The 15,612-nt window shown below is 36.0% G+C and carries 15 protein-coding genes, 1 tRNA gene, 1 other RNA gene, 1 pseudogene and 1 other annotated feature; of the genes and pseudogenes, 5 read left to right on the forward strand and 13 right to left on the reverse strand.

Translation table 11 applies throughout. The features are described 5' to 3' along the window. Positions 1 to 198: 198 nt before the first annotated feature. The 7 genes from BFL01S_RS15030 to tadA form a co-directional block, all read right to left on the reverse strand. Positions 199 to 468 carry a pro-sigmaK processing inhibitor BofA family protein gene (locus tag BFL01S_RS15030; protein ID WP_025908036.1) on the reverse strand — a complete coding sequence of 90 codons (270 nt, stop codon included), beginning with the start codon at positions 466 to 468 and terminating at the stop codon, positions 199 to 201. A 96-nt stretch (positions 469 to 564) separates the two neighbouring features. Further along, positions 565 to 789: a YaaL family protein gene (locus tag BFL01S_RS15035; RefSeq protein ID WP_025908035.1), complete on the reverse strand. Its 225-nt coding sequence runs from the start codon at positions 787 to 789 to the stop codon at positions 565 to 567. Positions 790 to 804: 15 nt separating this feature from the next. Continuing rightward, complete coding sequence (gene recR, locus BFL01S_RS15040; protein WP_061786179.1) at positions 805 to 1,401, reverse strand: recombination mediator RecR; 597 nt, start codon at positions 1,399 to 1,401, stop codon at positions 805 to 807. A gap of 16 nt (positions 1,402 to 1,417) precedes the next feature. Continuing rightward, positions 1,418 to 1,738 carry a YbaB/EbfC family nucleoid-associated protein gene (locus BFL01S_RS15045; RefSeq protein ID WP_163070960.1) on the reverse strand — a complete coding sequence of 107 codons (321 nt, stop codon included), beginning with the start codon at positions 1,736 to 1,738 and terminating at the stop codon, positions 1,418 to 1,420. 23 nt (positions 1,739 to 1,761) lie between these two features. Then, on the reverse strand, positions 1,762 to 3,447 hold the full coding sequence (gene dnaX, locus BFL01S_RS15050) for a DNA polymerase III subunit gamma/tau (RefSeq protein WP_061786181.1): 1,686 nt from the start codon (positions 3,445 to 3,447) through the stop codon (positions 1,762 to 1,764). A gap of 156 nt (positions 3,448 to 3,603) precedes the next feature. Beyond that, an RNA gene (gene ffs / locus BFL01S_RS15055) (signal recognition particle sRNA large type) lies at positions 3,604 to 3,869 on the reverse strand. A 90-nt stretch (positions 3,870 to 3,959) separates the two neighbouring features. After that, entirely contained in the window at positions 3,960 to 4,445 is a 486-nt protein-coding gene (gene tadA, locus BFL01S_RS15060) for a tRNA adenosine(34) deaminase TadA (protein WP_025908031.1), read from the reverse strand. A gap of 77 nt (positions 4,446 to 4,522) precedes the next feature. Here tadA and BFL01S_RS15065 point away from each other — a divergent pair, with 77 nt between their 5' ends. From BFL01S_RS15065 to BFL01S_RS15080, 4 genes and pseudogenes are all read left to right on the forward strand, one after another. Continuing rightward, a complete protein-coding gene (locus BFL01S_RS15065) occupies positions 4,523 to 5,065 on the forward strand; it encodes a cysteine hydrolase family protein (protein WP_061786182.1) in 543 nt (180 codons plus the stop codon). 63 nt (positions 5,066 to 5,128) lie between these two features. Beyond that, a pseudogene (locus BFL01S_RS15070) lies at positions 5,129 to 6,441 on the forward strand (glycoside hydrolase family 18 protein). 167 nt (positions 6,442 to 6,608) lie between these two features. Further along, on the forward strand, positions 6,609 to 7,250 hold the full coding sequence (locus BFL01S_RS15075; protein ID WP_025908028.1) for a deoxynucleoside kinase: 642 nt from the start codon (positions 6,609 to 6,611) through the stop codon (positions 7,248 to 7,250). Next, positions 7,247 to 7,924 (forward strand): deoxynucleoside kinase, encoded by a 678-nt coding sequence (locus BFL01S_RS15080; protein WP_025908027.1) that lies wholly within the window; start codon positions 7,247 to 7,249, stop codon positions 7,922 to 7,924. Before BFL01S_RS15075 ends, BFL01S_RS15080 begins: the two co-directional genes overlap by 4 nt. 115 nt (positions 7,925 to 8,039) lie before the next feature. Here the strand turns inward: BFL01S_RS15080 and BFL01S_RS15085 are convergent. The 6 genes from BFL01S_RS15085 to guaB all read right to left on the reverse strand — a co-directional run bounded on the left by BFL01S_RS15085 (position 8,040) and on the right by guaB (position 14,494). After that, positions 8,040 to 8,132 (reverse strand) — tRNA-Ser (locus BFL01S_RS15085). A gap of 97 nt (positions 8,133 to 8,229) precedes the next feature. Next, the gene (serS, locus tag BFL01S_RS15090) at positions 8,230 to 9,507 is read right to left on the reverse strand and encodes a serine--tRNA ligase (RefSeq protein ID WP_025908026.1); all 1,278 of its coding nucleotides are present in this window, start codon (positions 9,505 to 9,507) and stop codon (positions 8,230 to 8,232) included. Between the two features lie 54 nt (positions 9,508 to 9,561). Continuing rightward, positions 9,562 to 9,779 (reverse strand) — a binding site (T-box leader). Positions 9,780 to 9,840: 61 nt separating this feature from the next. Continuing rightward, positions 9,841 to 10,428, reverse strand: a complete 588-nt coding sequence (gene pdxT, locus BFL01S_RS15095) for a pyridoxal 5'-phosphate synthase glutaminase subunit PdxT (RefSeq protein ID WP_025908025.1) — start codon at positions 10,426 to 10,428, stop codon at positions 9,841 to 9,843. Positions 10,429 to 10,449: 21 nt separating this feature from the next. Further along, on the reverse strand, positions 10,450 to 11,337 hold the full coding sequence (gene pdxS / locus BFL01S_RS15100; RefSeq protein WP_025908024.1) for a pyridoxal 5'-phosphate synthase lyase subunit PdxS: 888 nt from the start codon (positions 11,335 to 11,337) through the stop codon (positions 10,450 to 10,452). Between the two features lie 202 nt (positions 11,338 to 11,539). Continuing rightward, positions 11,540 to 12,889 (reverse strand): serine hydrolase, encoded by a 1,350-nt coding sequence (locus BFL01S_RS15105; RefSeq protein ID WP_025908023.1) that lies wholly within the window; start codon positions 12,887 to 12,889, stop codon positions 11,540 to 11,542. A 138-nt stretch (positions 12,890 to 13,027) separates the two neighbouring features. Continuing rightward, entirely contained in the window at positions 13,028 to 14,494 is a 1,467-nt protein-coding gene (gene guaB / locus BFL01S_RS15110; RefSeq protein ID WP_025908022.1) for an IMP dehydrogenase, read from the reverse strand. 114 nt (positions 14,495 to 14,608) lie between these two features. On the opposite strand from guaB, the gene BFL01S_RS15115 reads away from it, so the two are divergent. Beyond that, entirely contained in the window at positions 14,609 to 15,586 is a 978-nt protein-coding gene (locus tag BFL01S_RS15115; RefSeq protein WP_025908021.1) for a YaaC family protein, read from the forward strand. Positions 15,587 to 15,612 lie beyond the last annotated feature (26 nt).

A 15,612-nucleotide genomic window follows, 5' to 3' on the forward strand; every position in this document is an offset into this window, starting at 1 on the left:
AACTCTTATCGCCTCAAGGCGACTTTCTTATCTTATCACCAGGAGAAGTGCTTGTCAACACTTTTCAATAAAACTCATTACCTCTTAGCGACGTATATTAATATAACATGGTAAATTCAATAAAGCAACACTTTTATCGATAAAAAAATGAAAGAATTGTTTTCCTTAACAATTCTTTCATTTTGAGATTGTTATTTATTATAATACGAACTGATTAATTATAAACAGCCCTATAATCCCAGGAACTCCTAGTACACCAGATATTATTGCTGTTGGTGCATTTATCGGAATATGAATATCAAACTGCGCACCAAAGATATTAATAAAAAAGAGTAACAGGACCCCTATTATTAACTTGATAGTTAAGTTTCCCATTATACGGAACATATTTTCTACACCACCTTTTATAAGTAGAAGTACGATTAAGCCTACTAAAACAGGAATAACAATAAGAGGTTGAGTTAACATATTTATCCCTTCTTTATAAATAAAATAATATTACTTATATGTATGTCCTACTTTTAAAAACAATCCATTTTTATTAAACAAAAAAGATGCCTTAAATTAAGACATCTTTCGAATAGATATATTTCTATGTTTTGCTTCTTTTAATAAAAAGAGATATTTAACTTTTGCTAATTTCATGTCTACTAAAACTGCATCTGAAGGATCTACACTTCTTTCAACAATAACCTCTTTTTTATTCCACTTATCTTTTAATTCATTGAACGTTTTAAGAAAAGATTCATCATATTCTTTTCTTAACCAACCTTTTCGTTTAAAAAACATGGCATAGCTCCTTACCTATACGTCTCTACGACCTTCTAAAGCTTTAGATAAAGTTACCTCATCAGCATACTCTAAATCTCCGCCTACTGGTAAACCATGTGCAATTCTAGTAATTCTTATACCAGTGGGTTTTAACAGCCTAGAAATGTACATTGCCGTTGCTTCACCTTCAATATTAGGATTTGTTGCTAAAATTACTTCTTGGATTTCATCATTTTGAAGCCTCTTCAACAATTCAGGAACTTTAATATCTTCTGGACCAATACCTTCCATTGGAGAAATTGCACCGTGAAGGACGTGATACAGACCCGTATATTCCTTCATTTTCTCCATAGCAATAACATCTTTAGGATCTTGAACGACACACACAATAGTACGGTCTCTCCTTTGATCCTGACAGATGTAACATGGATCTTGGTCTGTAATGTGACCACAGGTTGAACAATACGTTAAGTTACGCTTTGCATTAACAAGTGCTTTAGCAAAATCAAGCACTGTGTCTTCCTTCATATTTAAAACAAAGAAAGCAAGCCTAACAGCCGTTTTTGGTCCAATACCCGGGAGTTTCATGAAACTATCTATTAGTTTTGAAATTGGTTCTGGATAATGCACGTAGCAACCACCTTAATTAAAGTCCTGGGATATTTAAACCTTTAGTGAATTGTCCCATTGTGTTATTTGTTAACTCATCCATTTGTTTTAACGCGTCATTCGTTGCTGCTAAAACTAGATCTTGAAGCATTTCGATATCTTCTGGATCTACTACTTCTTCTTTGATTTTTACATCAATGATTTCTTTTTGACCATTTACAACTACTGTAACCATTCCACCGCCAGCTGTTCCTTCTATTGTTTTCTCAGCTAGCTCTTCTTGCGCCTTTTGCATATCTTTCTGCATTTTTTGCATTTGTTTCATCATTTTTTGCATGTTACCCATTCCGCCACGCATCATAATTATAATTCCTCCTAGTTCTATTCGTGTATTTCAATAAGTTCTTCTCCGAAAAGCTTTTTAGCTTCGGAGATTAAAGGGTCTTCTTCTTCTTTTTGAGACCCATTATTTCCTTGCTGCTCTTGAAGAAAATCTCCTCTTACTTTATCCCATTCATTATCAGGGATTGCAACCATTTCACGTTTGCTCCCACTTAAAGTATATAGGATATTTTCTAAATTATCACGTACATTGTTGTTATTTTCAGCAGCCATTTTGCAATGGATTTCATACTTGAATTTTAAGATAAAGGACTTCGAAGATGAAGCCACAGGTTCACTATTAGACAACAGAGCAGCATGTGATGCTTTATTTTGCTGACGTAGCGTTTCTAAAACTTCTGCCCATAGACGCTTAACTTCCTCTAGTTCTTGACGTGATGCTTGTTTTAGGACCTCATGCACTTTTCCTATTGGAACTTTATACTGACTACGCACTTGTCTTTTTACTTTTTGATCACTTGTTTCTTGTTGACTTTGCTGTACTTGAACACCGTTTTCCTTTAGATGATTAACTTGAGCTTCAAGCATTTTAACTTTTTGAAGTAAATCATCCTCTTCGCTCGCTACTGTTTTTTTCTTACTAGAAGATTGAGCAAGTTTCACTAGTGCTACCTCTAGTAACACTCTTGGATGATTCGTCCACTTCATCTCTTGTTGCGTTTGATTAAGTTGGTTAATAATTGAATAGATACCCTCTGCTGGCAGTTGTGAAGCTAACTCTTTAAACTCCTCACTCACTACTGCTTTTTCCATCAAATGTTCCATTTCAGACGACGATTGATAAAGTAAAACATCTCTATAATAAAAGATTAAATCTTCTAAGAAACGAACTGGATCTTTACCGTTTTGAATGAGTTGCTCAACTGCATGTAGCGCTGATACAAGATTCTTCTCCGCAATTGAACGAACAATTTGCAGCATAAATGTATGAGAAACAGCACCTGTAATAGATAACACATCATCTAAAGTAACTTCATTTTCGCTATATGAGATAGCCTGATCTAACAAGCTTAATGCATCCCTCATACCACCTTCAGATGCCTTAGCAACCTCATATAAAGCTTCATCCGCTACGTTTACATCCTCAGATATCAAAACTTCTTTCATTCGATAAACAATATCGTCAGGTGAGATTCGTTTAAAATCAAAACGTTGACATCTTGAAATGATAGTAAGTGGAATTTTATGCGGTTCTGTTGTTGCCAAAATAAATATTACGTGAGGAGGTGGTTCTTCTAATGTTTTTAGCAATGCATTAAACGCACCTATTGAGAGCATATGAACTTCATCTATAATATAAACTTTGTAACGAACGGCACTTGGTGCATATTTGACTTTATCTCTAATATCTCGAATTTCATCTACTCCGTTATTTGAAGCCGCATCGATTTCAATAACATCTGATATGGAACCGTCTGTAATTCCTCTACATGTAGCACACTCATTACAAGGTTCGGATACGGGTGCATGTTCACAGTTAACCGCTTTAGCTAAAATTTTTGCTGCAGTCGTTTTCCCTGTACCCCTTGGCCCTGAAAATAAGTATGCATGCGAAAATTTCTCAAGAACGAGCGCGTTCTGTAAAGTCTTAATAATATGCCGCTGACCAACAACATCTTGAAAGCTTTGAGGGCGGTACACACGATATAAAGCCTGATACGCCACTGCATCTTCTCCTTTTTTGTTATATAAATTTGATATTATTATAACGTACTATAACTATTTTTCCAAAACATCGTTTATCTTATATAGTGAAATATATGCTAAATAAAAAAACCTACTCCATCGTTAGAGTAGGTTACTTTTATATGTATATAACTGCCGTGCACCTTCCTTCGATTAGCCTCCCCAAGCGTTACTTAAGCAGTTAGCTCGGTTCAGGCGACCCTATGGCACATGAGAGGTTCTGCTTACTGCTGCTTCCTTCCGGACCTGACAGGGTTCACAGATTCCCATTGCATAGGACCCAAACGTCAACACCACTTACTTAAGGCAGACCTCAAGGAGAACTAACCTCAGGAAAGGAGTTCGGCCTCGCTAGAGCGGATTGCGAGTACAGGGCACCGCTACCTCCCCGCTTAGCACGGCAAAGTTGAAACCTTTGTTTGAGCACCATGTTGATGCTTATACAAGTATAATTCTTTTTAGGACAAAATGCAACCTTTACAGAATGTAATTTATTGTAAATTTTTCTTTGCTCTTTTTTTTCGATTTCGCAATTCTTTAAAGAATGTACTTAACATTTCTGCACACTCATCTTCGAGAACTCCACCTTGAACTTCTGATTGGTGATTAAACTTTTCATACTCTAATAAGTTCATCAGGGTTCCTGCACACCCTCCTTTAGGATCAAACGCTCCAAACACCACTCTTTTTACACGTGATAACATAATAGCCCCCGCACACATCGGACAAGGTTCTAAAGTAACATATAAAGTCGTATCTTCTAATCGCCACGTATTTAACTTTTGACATGCCTCATCTATAGCTAACAGCTCTGCGTGAGCTATGGATCTTTGTGTACTTTCTCTTAAATTATGGCCTTTTGCAATAACATGTCCATCTTTATCTACGATAACAGCTCCAATAGGAACTTCCATAATTCCACAAGCTTTCTTTGCTTCATCTATAGCTAAACGCATATATTTCTCGTCTTCAAGCATGTTCCAAACTCCTTACATATTATATTTGTTATGAGCAACACTACTTATTAGGTTAAAAAACAATAAGGAGATTGTATATGAATGATTCTAAAATTGCATTAGTTATTATTGATATGATTAATGATTTTCAATTTAAAAATGGGAAAATCCTAGCTGAAAAAGCTAAAATTCTCGCGCGTAATATCTCTTCATTAAAAGCAGAGTGTTCAAGTAAAAAAATTCCTGTTATCTATATAAATGATCACTATAAATTATGGCAAGCTAATTTAAATAAAATCCTTGAATACTGCACAAATCCAATAAGCTCCCCCATACTCCAGTATATACAACCCCATACTACGGATTACTTTTTAATTAAACCAAAGCATTCTATTTTTTATGGAACAGCTTTAACCATTTTACTACAGCAACTAAACGTTAAAACATTAATTTTAACAGGGTTAGCGGGAAATATATGTGTGCTCTTTTCAGCAAATGATGCTTATATGAGAGAGTACAACCTGATTATCCCTAAAGATTGTATTGCATCAAATTCTGATGAAGATAACAAGTTCGCTATCGAAATGATGCAAAATGTACTTAAAGCGAACATTTGTGAACATAGTGATTTAATTACATAAGCATTTGCTTACTCTTTTGTTCATAGACTTAATAAACATTCTTTTTTGGGGGCGTTTATTACTATGGATATTTACACTGTAAAGTCTGGAGATAGCATTTATAGTATTGCTCAACGGTTTCAAATTGAAGCTTCAAAAATTAGCTTAGCAAATGAATTACCTGATCCCAATCGATTAGTGGTGGGCCAGGCATTGGTTGTACCTATTAACGAAAGTTACTATACCGTTAGAAAAGGCGATACATTATGGAAGATAGGGCGAACCCTAGGAGTTAGTTATCAATCAATCGCAAAAGCTAACAACCTTTCCATCACTTCTCCTCTAACACTTGGAACACAGTTGCTCATTCCAGCTTCTCCAAAGACAGAAGCTGAATTTTTAGGATATGTTGAAACAAGTAACCGTACCATTAGTAGCGAAACGGAAAAATTGATTAAGAAGAATGCTAAATACCTCACATATTTGGGACCGGCTAACTTCGAAGTACAGCGCAATGGCTCTATCAAAGAACCTCCATTAAAAAACTTTGGAACTATTGCACAAGAAAACGATGCAATTTTTTTAATGGTTCTTGCCAATATCGAAGACGGCGGGTTTAGTGCAGAGGTAGGAGAAGCAATCTTAAACAATGCGGATGTTCAAGATAAATTGCTTAATAATATTATTCGTATTGCTACAGAGAAAAACTTTAAAGATATTCATTTTGACTTTGAATTCTTACGTCCGGAAGACAAAAATGCTTATATTATATTTTTAGAAAAAGCAAAGAAACGGCTTCAAGCTGAAGACTTGTTAATATCTGTAGCATTAGCACCTAAAACAAGTAGTGATCAAAAAGGAAAGTGGTATGAAGCACATGATTACAAAAGAATTGGGGAGATAGCAAATTTTGTTGTCCCTATGACATACGAATGGGGATACAGTGGAGGTCCTCCAATGGCTGTTTCTCCGATTGGCCCTGTCAGAGATGTGCTAGAATATGCTATTTCAGAAATACCTAGCAAAAAAATTATCATGGGACAAAATCTATACGGATATGATTGGACGCTTCCATTCAAACCAGGTGGTGAGTATGCAAAAGCAATTAGTATGCAAAAGCAATTAGTGTTCAAAGAGCGATTGAAATTGCGTATCAGTACAACGCAAGCATACAGTATGATAAAAAAGCTCAGGCTCCCTTTTTCCGATACTCTGATTCAGCTCAAAAAACGCATGAGGTATGGTTTGAAGATGCCCGGTCAATCCAAGCAAAATTCGATTTGTTAAAAGAATTAAACTTAAGAGGCATGGCTTATTGGAAGTTGGGATTACCTTTCCCTCAAAACTGGCTACTCCTTGATGATAACTTTAAAGTAATTAAAAGAATACCTGAATAATTTTAAAGAGGATAATTCCTACAGCATAGGATTATCCTCTTTTTATGTTTCCTTCCGTTTTTTACAACTGGTTTTTCTTTTTGTTTTTATCCATTCTCCCCTCTTATTGTGATACAATGTTTTTTGTCAATTTTCGAGAACATGTATAGATAAAGGAGGAAGAGTCCATGGGGGAAATACCTTTTATTACTGTTGAGGGCCCTATAGGTGTTGGGAAAACCTCCCTAGCTAAGGCTATTGCAGAGGCATTTCAATTTCAACTTTTGAAAGAAATTGTTGATGAAAATCCATTCCTTGGGAAATTCTATGAGGATATTGAAGAGTGGAGCTTTCAAACTGAAATGTTTTTTCTATGCAACCGTTATAAACAGTTGGAGGATATTCAAAAGCATTTTCTACATCAACATCAGCCTGTCGTTGCTGACTATCATATTATGAAAAACATGATTTTTGCTCAGCAAACTTTAAAGGATAGTCAGTACATAAAATATGTACAAATCTACGATATACTGACACATGATATGCCAAAGCCCAACATTGTTATTTACTTAAATGCTACTTTACCTACACTATTGAAGCGTATTAAAATGCGTGGAAGGGAAATTGAAAAAAACATTGACCCTTCTTATCTAGCTCAGCTAAGCTCCGATTATGAGGAAGCAATTAAAACCTTCAAAGAAAATAACCCACAGGTAACTGTTTTACGCTATAGTGGAGATGAACTAGACTTTGTCAAAAATAAAGAGCATTTAGAGCATATCATCTCAGATGTTAAAAGCAGCTTATTAAAAAGGAGTTCTACAATATGAATTTACGAACAAAATACAACATTCCAAATGATGCTGTATTGACTATCGCTGGAACAGTAGGCGTTGGGAAATCTACAATGACACAAGCTCTTGCAGATGCGTTGAACTTTCGCACTTCTTACGAGAAAGTTGATACAAATCCATATTTAGATAAATTCTACGCTGACTTTGAAAGATGGAGCTTTCATCTTCAGGTTTACTTCCTAGCGGAGAGATTTAAAGAACAGAAAAGAATTTTTGAATACGGTGGAGGCTTTATACAAGACCGTTCAATTTACGAAGATACTGGTATTTTCGCTAAAATGCATTTCGAAAAAGGAACAATGTCCAAGGTGGATTACGAAACGTATACAAGCTTGTTTGATGCAATGGTTATGACTCCCTACTTCCCACACCCTGATTTATTAATTTATTTGGAAGGTAGTTTTGAAGATATCGTTGATCGTATCCAAGAACGTGGAAGACCTATGGAACAACAAACGCCCTTAGATTATTGGAGAGAAATGCACAAACGCTATGAGGATTGGATTAATAACTTTACAGCTTGTCCTATTTTACGATTAGATATTAATGATTACGATATCTTAAGAGACCCGACATCCGTTGAACCGATTGTTGAAAAAATCTCTAAGTTTTTACATCACAACGAAAAATTAAAAAGAAGACATTCATAATTCATTCCCATTTTTCTTCGTGAAAAATGGGAATGAAAAAACGCCACTTCTAAAAGTGACGTTTTACAATCTCCAATTTATCGCGCAATGTTTAAATAACATTTAAAGTCAAATATGGCGGAGGAAGAGGGATTCGAACCCCCGCGGGCTGTAACACCCCTGTCGGTTTTCAAGACCGATCCCTTCAGCCGGACTTGGGTATTCCTCCGTTTCGACATTTATAAATTTATCACATATACAAACAAGAGTCAAGCTGTTTTCTAAAAAAAATGATTCACAACAAAAAAGTTGTGAATCATTTCAATTTAACCGTTAATAACCTCTTTGTTCCCCATGTAAGGACGTAATACTTTTGGAATAACAACTGAACCATCTTCCTGTTGATAGTTCTCTAAAATTGCAGCCACTGTACGCCCAATCGCTAATCCAGATCCATTTAATGTGTGTACGTATTCTGGTTTCCCTTTTGCCTCGCGGCGGAAGCGAATATTAGCTCTTCGCGCTTGGAAACTTTCAAAGTTTGAACAAGAAGAAATTTCACGATATGACTCATAGCTTGGAATCCACACTTCAATATCGTATTTTTTAGCTGCTGTAAATCCTAAGTCTCCAGTACACATGCTTAAAACACGGTATGGCAGTTCTAACAACTGTAATACTTTTTCAGCATGTCCTGTCAGATTTTCAAGCTCAGCGTAAGAATCTTCTGGTTTTACAAAACGAACTAGCTCTACTTTGTTAAATTGATGCTGACGAATTAGTCCACGTGTATCTCTACCAGCTGAACCTGCTTCTGATCTAAAACATGCGCTGTATGCTGTATAAGCTAATGGTAATTGGTCTCCATTAATGATTTCATCACGGTGTAGATTAGTTACGGGAACTTCAGCCGTTGGGATTAAGAAATAGTCTTCCTCTTTAATTTTAAAAGCATCTTCTTCAAACTTAGGAAGCTGCCCTGTTCCTGTCATGCTTGTACGATTAACCATATATGGAGGAAGAATTTCTTCATATCCATGCTCATCCATGTGTAAGTCCATCATAAAGTTGATTAAGGCACGTTCCAAACGAGCTCCTAGGCCTTTATAAAACACGAAACGGCTTCCCGTTACCTTTGCTGCACGTTCAAAGTCTAAAATATTTAAATCTGTTCCTAGATCCCAGTGTGGCTTCGGCTCAAAATTAAATTGACGAACCTCTCCCCATTTTCTAATTTCTACATTTTCATCTTCCGTTTCACCAACTGGAACACTCTCATGTGGAATATTAGGGATTGAAAGTAATAGTTGTTCTAATTCTGTTTCTACAGTACGAAGACGCTCATCTAACTCTTTAATTTTGTCTCCTACTTGACGCATTTCTAAAATCATACTATCTGCATCTTGCTTTTCACGTTTTAATTGAGCAATTTGTTGAGACACTTCATTACGCTTACTCTTTAATTCCTCAGTTTGAACTAATAGCTGTCTGCGCTCTACATCTAACTCTTCAAAGCGCCCAAGATCTGATAAATCTTCTCCGCGGAACTTTAATTTTTCTTTTACTTCTTCAAGATTAGCTCGTAAAACCTTTACGTCTAACATCTATTTACCTCCTTATTTGTATAAAATGGGCAAAATAAAAACTCCCATCCCTATAAAAGGGACGAGAGTTTAGCCCGCGTTGCCACCCTAGTTGAAGGCTCATAAATAAACCTTCCTCTTCAGTCAGATAACGGAATGAACCGAAGCTATCTACTTACTGTTTCAATAGCTTGCTCCAGGATGGATTCGTAAAGGCTAAACATCGATTTTCACCAACCATCGACTCTCTAAAGTTTAACTTCTTTACTACTATTTCCTATCAACGCTTTATACTTTTCAACATTGTAATTAATAATCATAATGTACTACAAGTCTATACAAGTTGCAATTGGTTTATACAGGTTTTTTCAGAGACTCTTTCACCATGTCGATAAAATACTCTGTCATACGATGGTCATCCGTTAATTCTGGATGAAACGAACACCCTAAAAATTGTCCCTGTTTTGCAGCTACGATACGATCATCATGAATAGATAGGACTTCCACGTTCTCACCGACTTCTACAATATGAGGCGCACGAATAAATACTCCAATAAAATCATCTGCAACTTCTTTTATATTTAATTTCGCCTCAAAGCTCTCACGTTGGCGACCAAAAGAATTTCGAGCCACCTTAATATTCATAACACCTAAATGAGGCTCATCATAGTCTACAATTTCGCCTGCTAGTAAGATTAGACCAGCACAAGTCCCAAAGATTGGTTTGCCACTTTTAGCAAATTGGCGCAGTGAATCCATAAAGTCATATTTATCAATCAGACGTCTCATTGCCGTACTTTCTCCACCTGGTAAAATGAGCCCGTCCACTTCTTCTAGCTGTTCTACTTTTTTAATAATAATCGCTTCAGCCCCTGTTGCTTCCACTGAATGCGCATGCTCTCTAAATGCACCTTGTAGTCCTAAAACTCCAACCTTCACCATGCTGTTAAAACTCCCTTACTGTTACCAGCCACGCTCTTGCATGCGATTTTCTGGTAATAATGTTGAGATTTCAATACCTTTCATTGCATTTCCTAATCCTTTAGAAAGCTTTGCAATTAACTCATAATCTTCATAATGCGTTGTTGCTTCTACGATTGAACGAGCAAATTTTTCTGGATTATCAGACTTAAAGATACCAGAACCTACAAACACTCCATCTGCTCCTAATTGCATCATTAATGCCGCATCTGCTGGTGTTGCAACGCCACCTGCAGCAAAGTTAACCACTGGAAGGCGACCTTCACGCTTGATTTGTAATAATAGCTCATAAGGTGCACCTAGTAGCTTTGCTTCCGTCATTAACTCAGCTTCGTCCATACCCACTACTTTACGTACTTGTGCGTTCACTTGACGCATATGACGTACAGCTTCTACAATGTTCCCTGTACCTGGTTCACCTTTTGTACGAAGCATAGCAGCGCCTTCTGCAATACGACGTGCAGCTTCGCCTAAATCGCGGCAACCACAAACAAATGGTACTGTAAACGTATTTTTATTCAAATGAAATTCTTCATCTGCTGGTGTTAATACTTCACTTTCATCAATATAGTCTACGCCCATTGCTTCTAAAACACGCGCTTCTACAATGTGACCGATACGTGCTTTAGCCATTACCGGAATTGAAACAGCATTCATAACTTCTTCGACAATTGTCGGATCTGCCATGCGAGATACGCCACCTGCAGCACGAATGTCTGCTGGTACACGTTCTAATGCCATAACTGCAACTGCTCCTGCTGCTTCTGCAATCTTTGCTTGTTCAGCATTAACAACGTCCATAATAACGCCGCCTTTTTGCATTTCCGCCATTCCGCGTTTTACTCTGTCAGTACCTGTAATGTTACTCATGTTTGTCTTCCCCCAGTATAGTTGTATTACACATAATCAATAAATTATGTATACAAAATTCAAAACTTATTGTCTATTTTACCTTATTTTCTGAAAAAATCCTATTAAAATTGTGTAGTTTGAAAAACTTGTCTAAAAAAAGAAGATACTAAATGCAACAAAAATCTTGCTTTAGTATCTCCTTTTATAAATGGTTTATGAATTAAAACCAATTCTTAATATTAGCGGCTGCATCAGACCATACACCTACAAAGAAATCACCTATACTTCGTATTGCTAAAACAAACCAGTTAGCCTTTTCAATCGTAGTATCTGCAACGACAGGCACTTTATTTGTTCCGTTATTTACTGCATAACCTAAATCATCAAGATTCTTATTCTTGGCACTAACGTAACCTACAACCTGACCCTCTTTAATTGGTGCAACGATTCGATCTTTCTCATCTACAACTTTAGGATTAAAATCAAATTGAAGAGAGATTTTACTTTCTTCACCTTTTTTTGTAAGAACATTCACTGGTTCTTTTGTTACAACTTTTAGCTCTTTATTTTTCCCTTTTACGACTGGAAGGGACTCATGCTTTTTAACAGCCTTGCCTTCTGGAGCTACTTGTTTTAGCTCATAATTATCAAATGCATAATCTAAAAGTTTTTTTGTTTCTGTAAAGCGCGCTCCTTCAAAAGACTTACCATTATTTTTGGCATTCATGACTACTGCAATATAACGAACACCATCTCGTTCAGCTGTTCCTGTAAAGCAATAGCCTGCAAAGTCTGTATGTCCTGTTTTCAAGCCATCTAAACCTTCATATCCGTATGTAGGGAAAGATGGAAGCATTTTATTCCAGTTATCCATCGTCGTTTCGCCTTGTTGACCTGGTCGGAAGATCTTTTCAGGTGTCTTAGCCGTTTCTAATACTTCTGGATAATCATGAAGAATATGAAAAGCTAATGCTGATACTGCGCGAGCTGATAGTAAATTTTCATCATCAGCTTTTGTACCTTTTGGATGTTGACCTTTTAACAATGAGTTAGAAAGACCTGTTGAGTTAACAAATTTAGCTTCACCTAAATTTAACTCTTCTGCCTTTTTATTCATCAATTTAATAAACTCGGCTTCAGATCCTGCTAAAGCCTCAGCTAGTGCAATACTCGCTCCATTTGCTGAGTAAATAGCCATTGCTTCATACAATTCTTTAATCGTATATTTCTCTGTTGTTAATAATGGAACATTTGACAATGAGTAATCTTGTGAGATATCTGCAGCATATTTGCTAACTCCTACTCGATCATCCCAAGAAAGCTTTTTTTCGTGAATAGCTTCTAAAATTAAATACTCAGTCATCATTTTTGTCATACTAGCAATACCTAGTACAGCACCTGAATTCTTTTCATACAAAATTTGGCCTGTATCTGCTTCAATCAAAATAGCGGCATCTGCTTCAACATTTGGAAATTGTGAAGCTGCAGACGCATTTGGAGTGATTAAAGAACTAGCCATTAAGAAAACAGCAACTAATGCAAAAAGCTGTTTTATCAATTTTTTCTTCACTACCAATACCCTCCAGACATAAATCACATAGAGGTTATTTTATCACACAAAAATTAAAAAAAATAGATAAAGAAGTACCGTTAAAACAATCTTGAGCATAAAAAAGCACTTCTCTAAATTAGAGAGGTGCTTTTTTACTTAGCTAAGTGAATAGTTTGGAGATTCTTTTGTAATTTGAACGTCATGTGGGTGACTTTCTCTTAGGCCAGCTCCTGTCATACGGATAAACTGTGCCTCTTCACGCAATGCTTGTAGGTTAGCTGAGCCGCAATATCCCATTCCAGCTCTTAATCCCCCAATTAGCTGATATAAAGTGTCAGCAACAGGCCCCTTATAAGGTAAGCGCCCTTCAATGCCTTCTGGAACAAACTTTTTATTATCTTCTTGGAAATAACGATCTTTACTTCCTTTTTCCATTGCTCCAACTGAGCCCATACCACGGTATACTTTAAAGCGTCTTCCTTGGAAGATTTCTGTTTCACCAGGGCTTTCAGTTGTACCGGCTAATAAGCTCCCTAGCATAACAGTGTGTCCACCAGCAGCTAGTGCTTTTACTATATCTCCAGAGTACTTAATTCCTCCGTCTGCAATTACTGGTACACCGTGTTTTCTTGCTTCAGTGGCGCAATCATATACAGCCGTAATTTGTGGAACACCTACTCCAGCTACAACACGAGTTGTACAAATTGAACCAGGTCCTATTCCAACTTTCACTACGTCTACACCTGCTTCAATTAACGCTCTTGTTCCTTCAGCAGTTGCAACGTTTCCTGCAATAATATTTAATTCCGGATACGTTTCACGAATTGAACGTACGGTATTTAAAACGCCTAATGAATGACCATGTGCCGTATCAATTACAATAACGTCCACACCAGCTTTTACTAACTTCTCAATTCGAACCATTGAATCAGCCGTCACACCAACTGCTGCCCCTACTAATAAACGTCCCTGCTTGTCCTTCGCAGCATTTGGAAATTCAATTACTTTTTCAATGTCCTTGATTGTAATTAAACCTTTTAATACACCTTTGTCATCTACAAGTGGTAATTTTTCAATTTTGTATTGCTGTAAAATCTTTTCAGCTTCGTCGAGCGTTGTTCCTACTGGAGCTGTAACTAACTCTTCTTTTGTCATTACATCAGAGATAAGCATTGAGTAATCTTGAATAAAACGCAAATCACGATTTGTCAGAATACCAACTAACTTTTGCTCTTCTTCGTTATTTACAATTGGTACGCCAGAGATACGATATTTTCCCATCAAATGTTCTGCAGCAAATACTTGATTTTCTGGTGTTAAGAAAAATGGATCGGTAATAACACCACTTTCAGAACGCTTTACTTTATCAACTTGCTCGGCTTGTTGTTCAATAGACATATTCTTATGAATGATCCCTAAACCACCTTGACGAGCCATAGCAATTGCCATCTCTGCTTCAGTTACTGTATCCATACCTGCACTAATGAATGGTACATTTAGCTTTAGCGTTTTTGTTAGTTCTACACTCATATCAACATCTTTTGGCAACACTTCAGATTTAGCTGGCACTAACAAAACATCATCAAATGTTAAACCTTCTTTTGAAAATTTACTTTCCCACATTATAGAATCCTCCTCAAAGCGACAGAATATTATTAGTAGATTAACAATTGCTTATGTAGCTGTCAATAACCATACTATATATCAGATAATTCTAATAATAAAAGAGGTGATTTTTTGAGTTTCACTTATGATGTTTGGAAACCTTATCATTTATTTTTCTCAGCCCCTTTTTCACAAAAGTATTTATATAATCAGTACAATTCTTCAAGCATTGTTGATGCTGAACAGCGTAGTTTTAAAAATTGTTATCCATTTATTTATTATCTGGAACATAGCAAAAATTATTATCAAACTGCACTAAAATCTCATACTTCCATGCAACCAGTATTACTTTTTTATGGTTTATCCCAGTTGTTAAAAGCATGTCTATTAACTAAAAATCCAGTTTATCCAGAAAATACAGCAGTTCTAGCACATGGAGTGTCAACACGAAAAAGAAAAAAGCAAAGTTATGACTTTCTTGATGATGAAGTAAAAATTCAAAAAAATGGGTTATTTTCTGAGGTTGGAAAAGAACTGTTTCACATGAAACAATTAGAAGGTCAAAAATATACAATGACTGAGTTATTAGTACATATTGATGAAATGTATTCATTATTTAATGAATTAAGCCCTTCAAGAGCTTCTAAGAAAGTATTAGTAGGGAACTTAAATAATAAAGAGTTAATTTTCCCTAACCAAATTAAAGAATCTTATCATATGGACAATACACGATTACATTTATATTTACAAGATCGCTTCAAGATAGACATGCGTATGCAAGAAATAAATCCTACTCTTAGAATTTCTTTTGCAAACTTACATACAAATCTCTATCAATGTTCTCCTCTACTTTTCAATTTAGAAACAAGCGATTTGCATCTAACAACATCACGTGAACAATGCGTATACTTTCCTGAGATCCTAAGTCATTATCTAATCTTGTATAATCTTAGTATGATTTCTCGCTATGAAACAGAATGGTGGTATGAGTTATTACATACCTATTCGTCAAAGGATTATCCATATATTATGCATTTTTTACAGTTAACAAGTATAAAAGCACCTTATTTATTATTTAATTATTTGCAATCGCAAATAAAAAAAGACTAGCTAATTTAGCTAGTCTTTTAAATGTG

Source organism: Priestia flexa NBRC 15715, assembly GCF_001591565.1.
GTDB classification, from domain to species: Bacteria; Bacillota; Bacilli; order Bacillales; family Bacillaceae_H; genus Priestia; species Priestia flexa.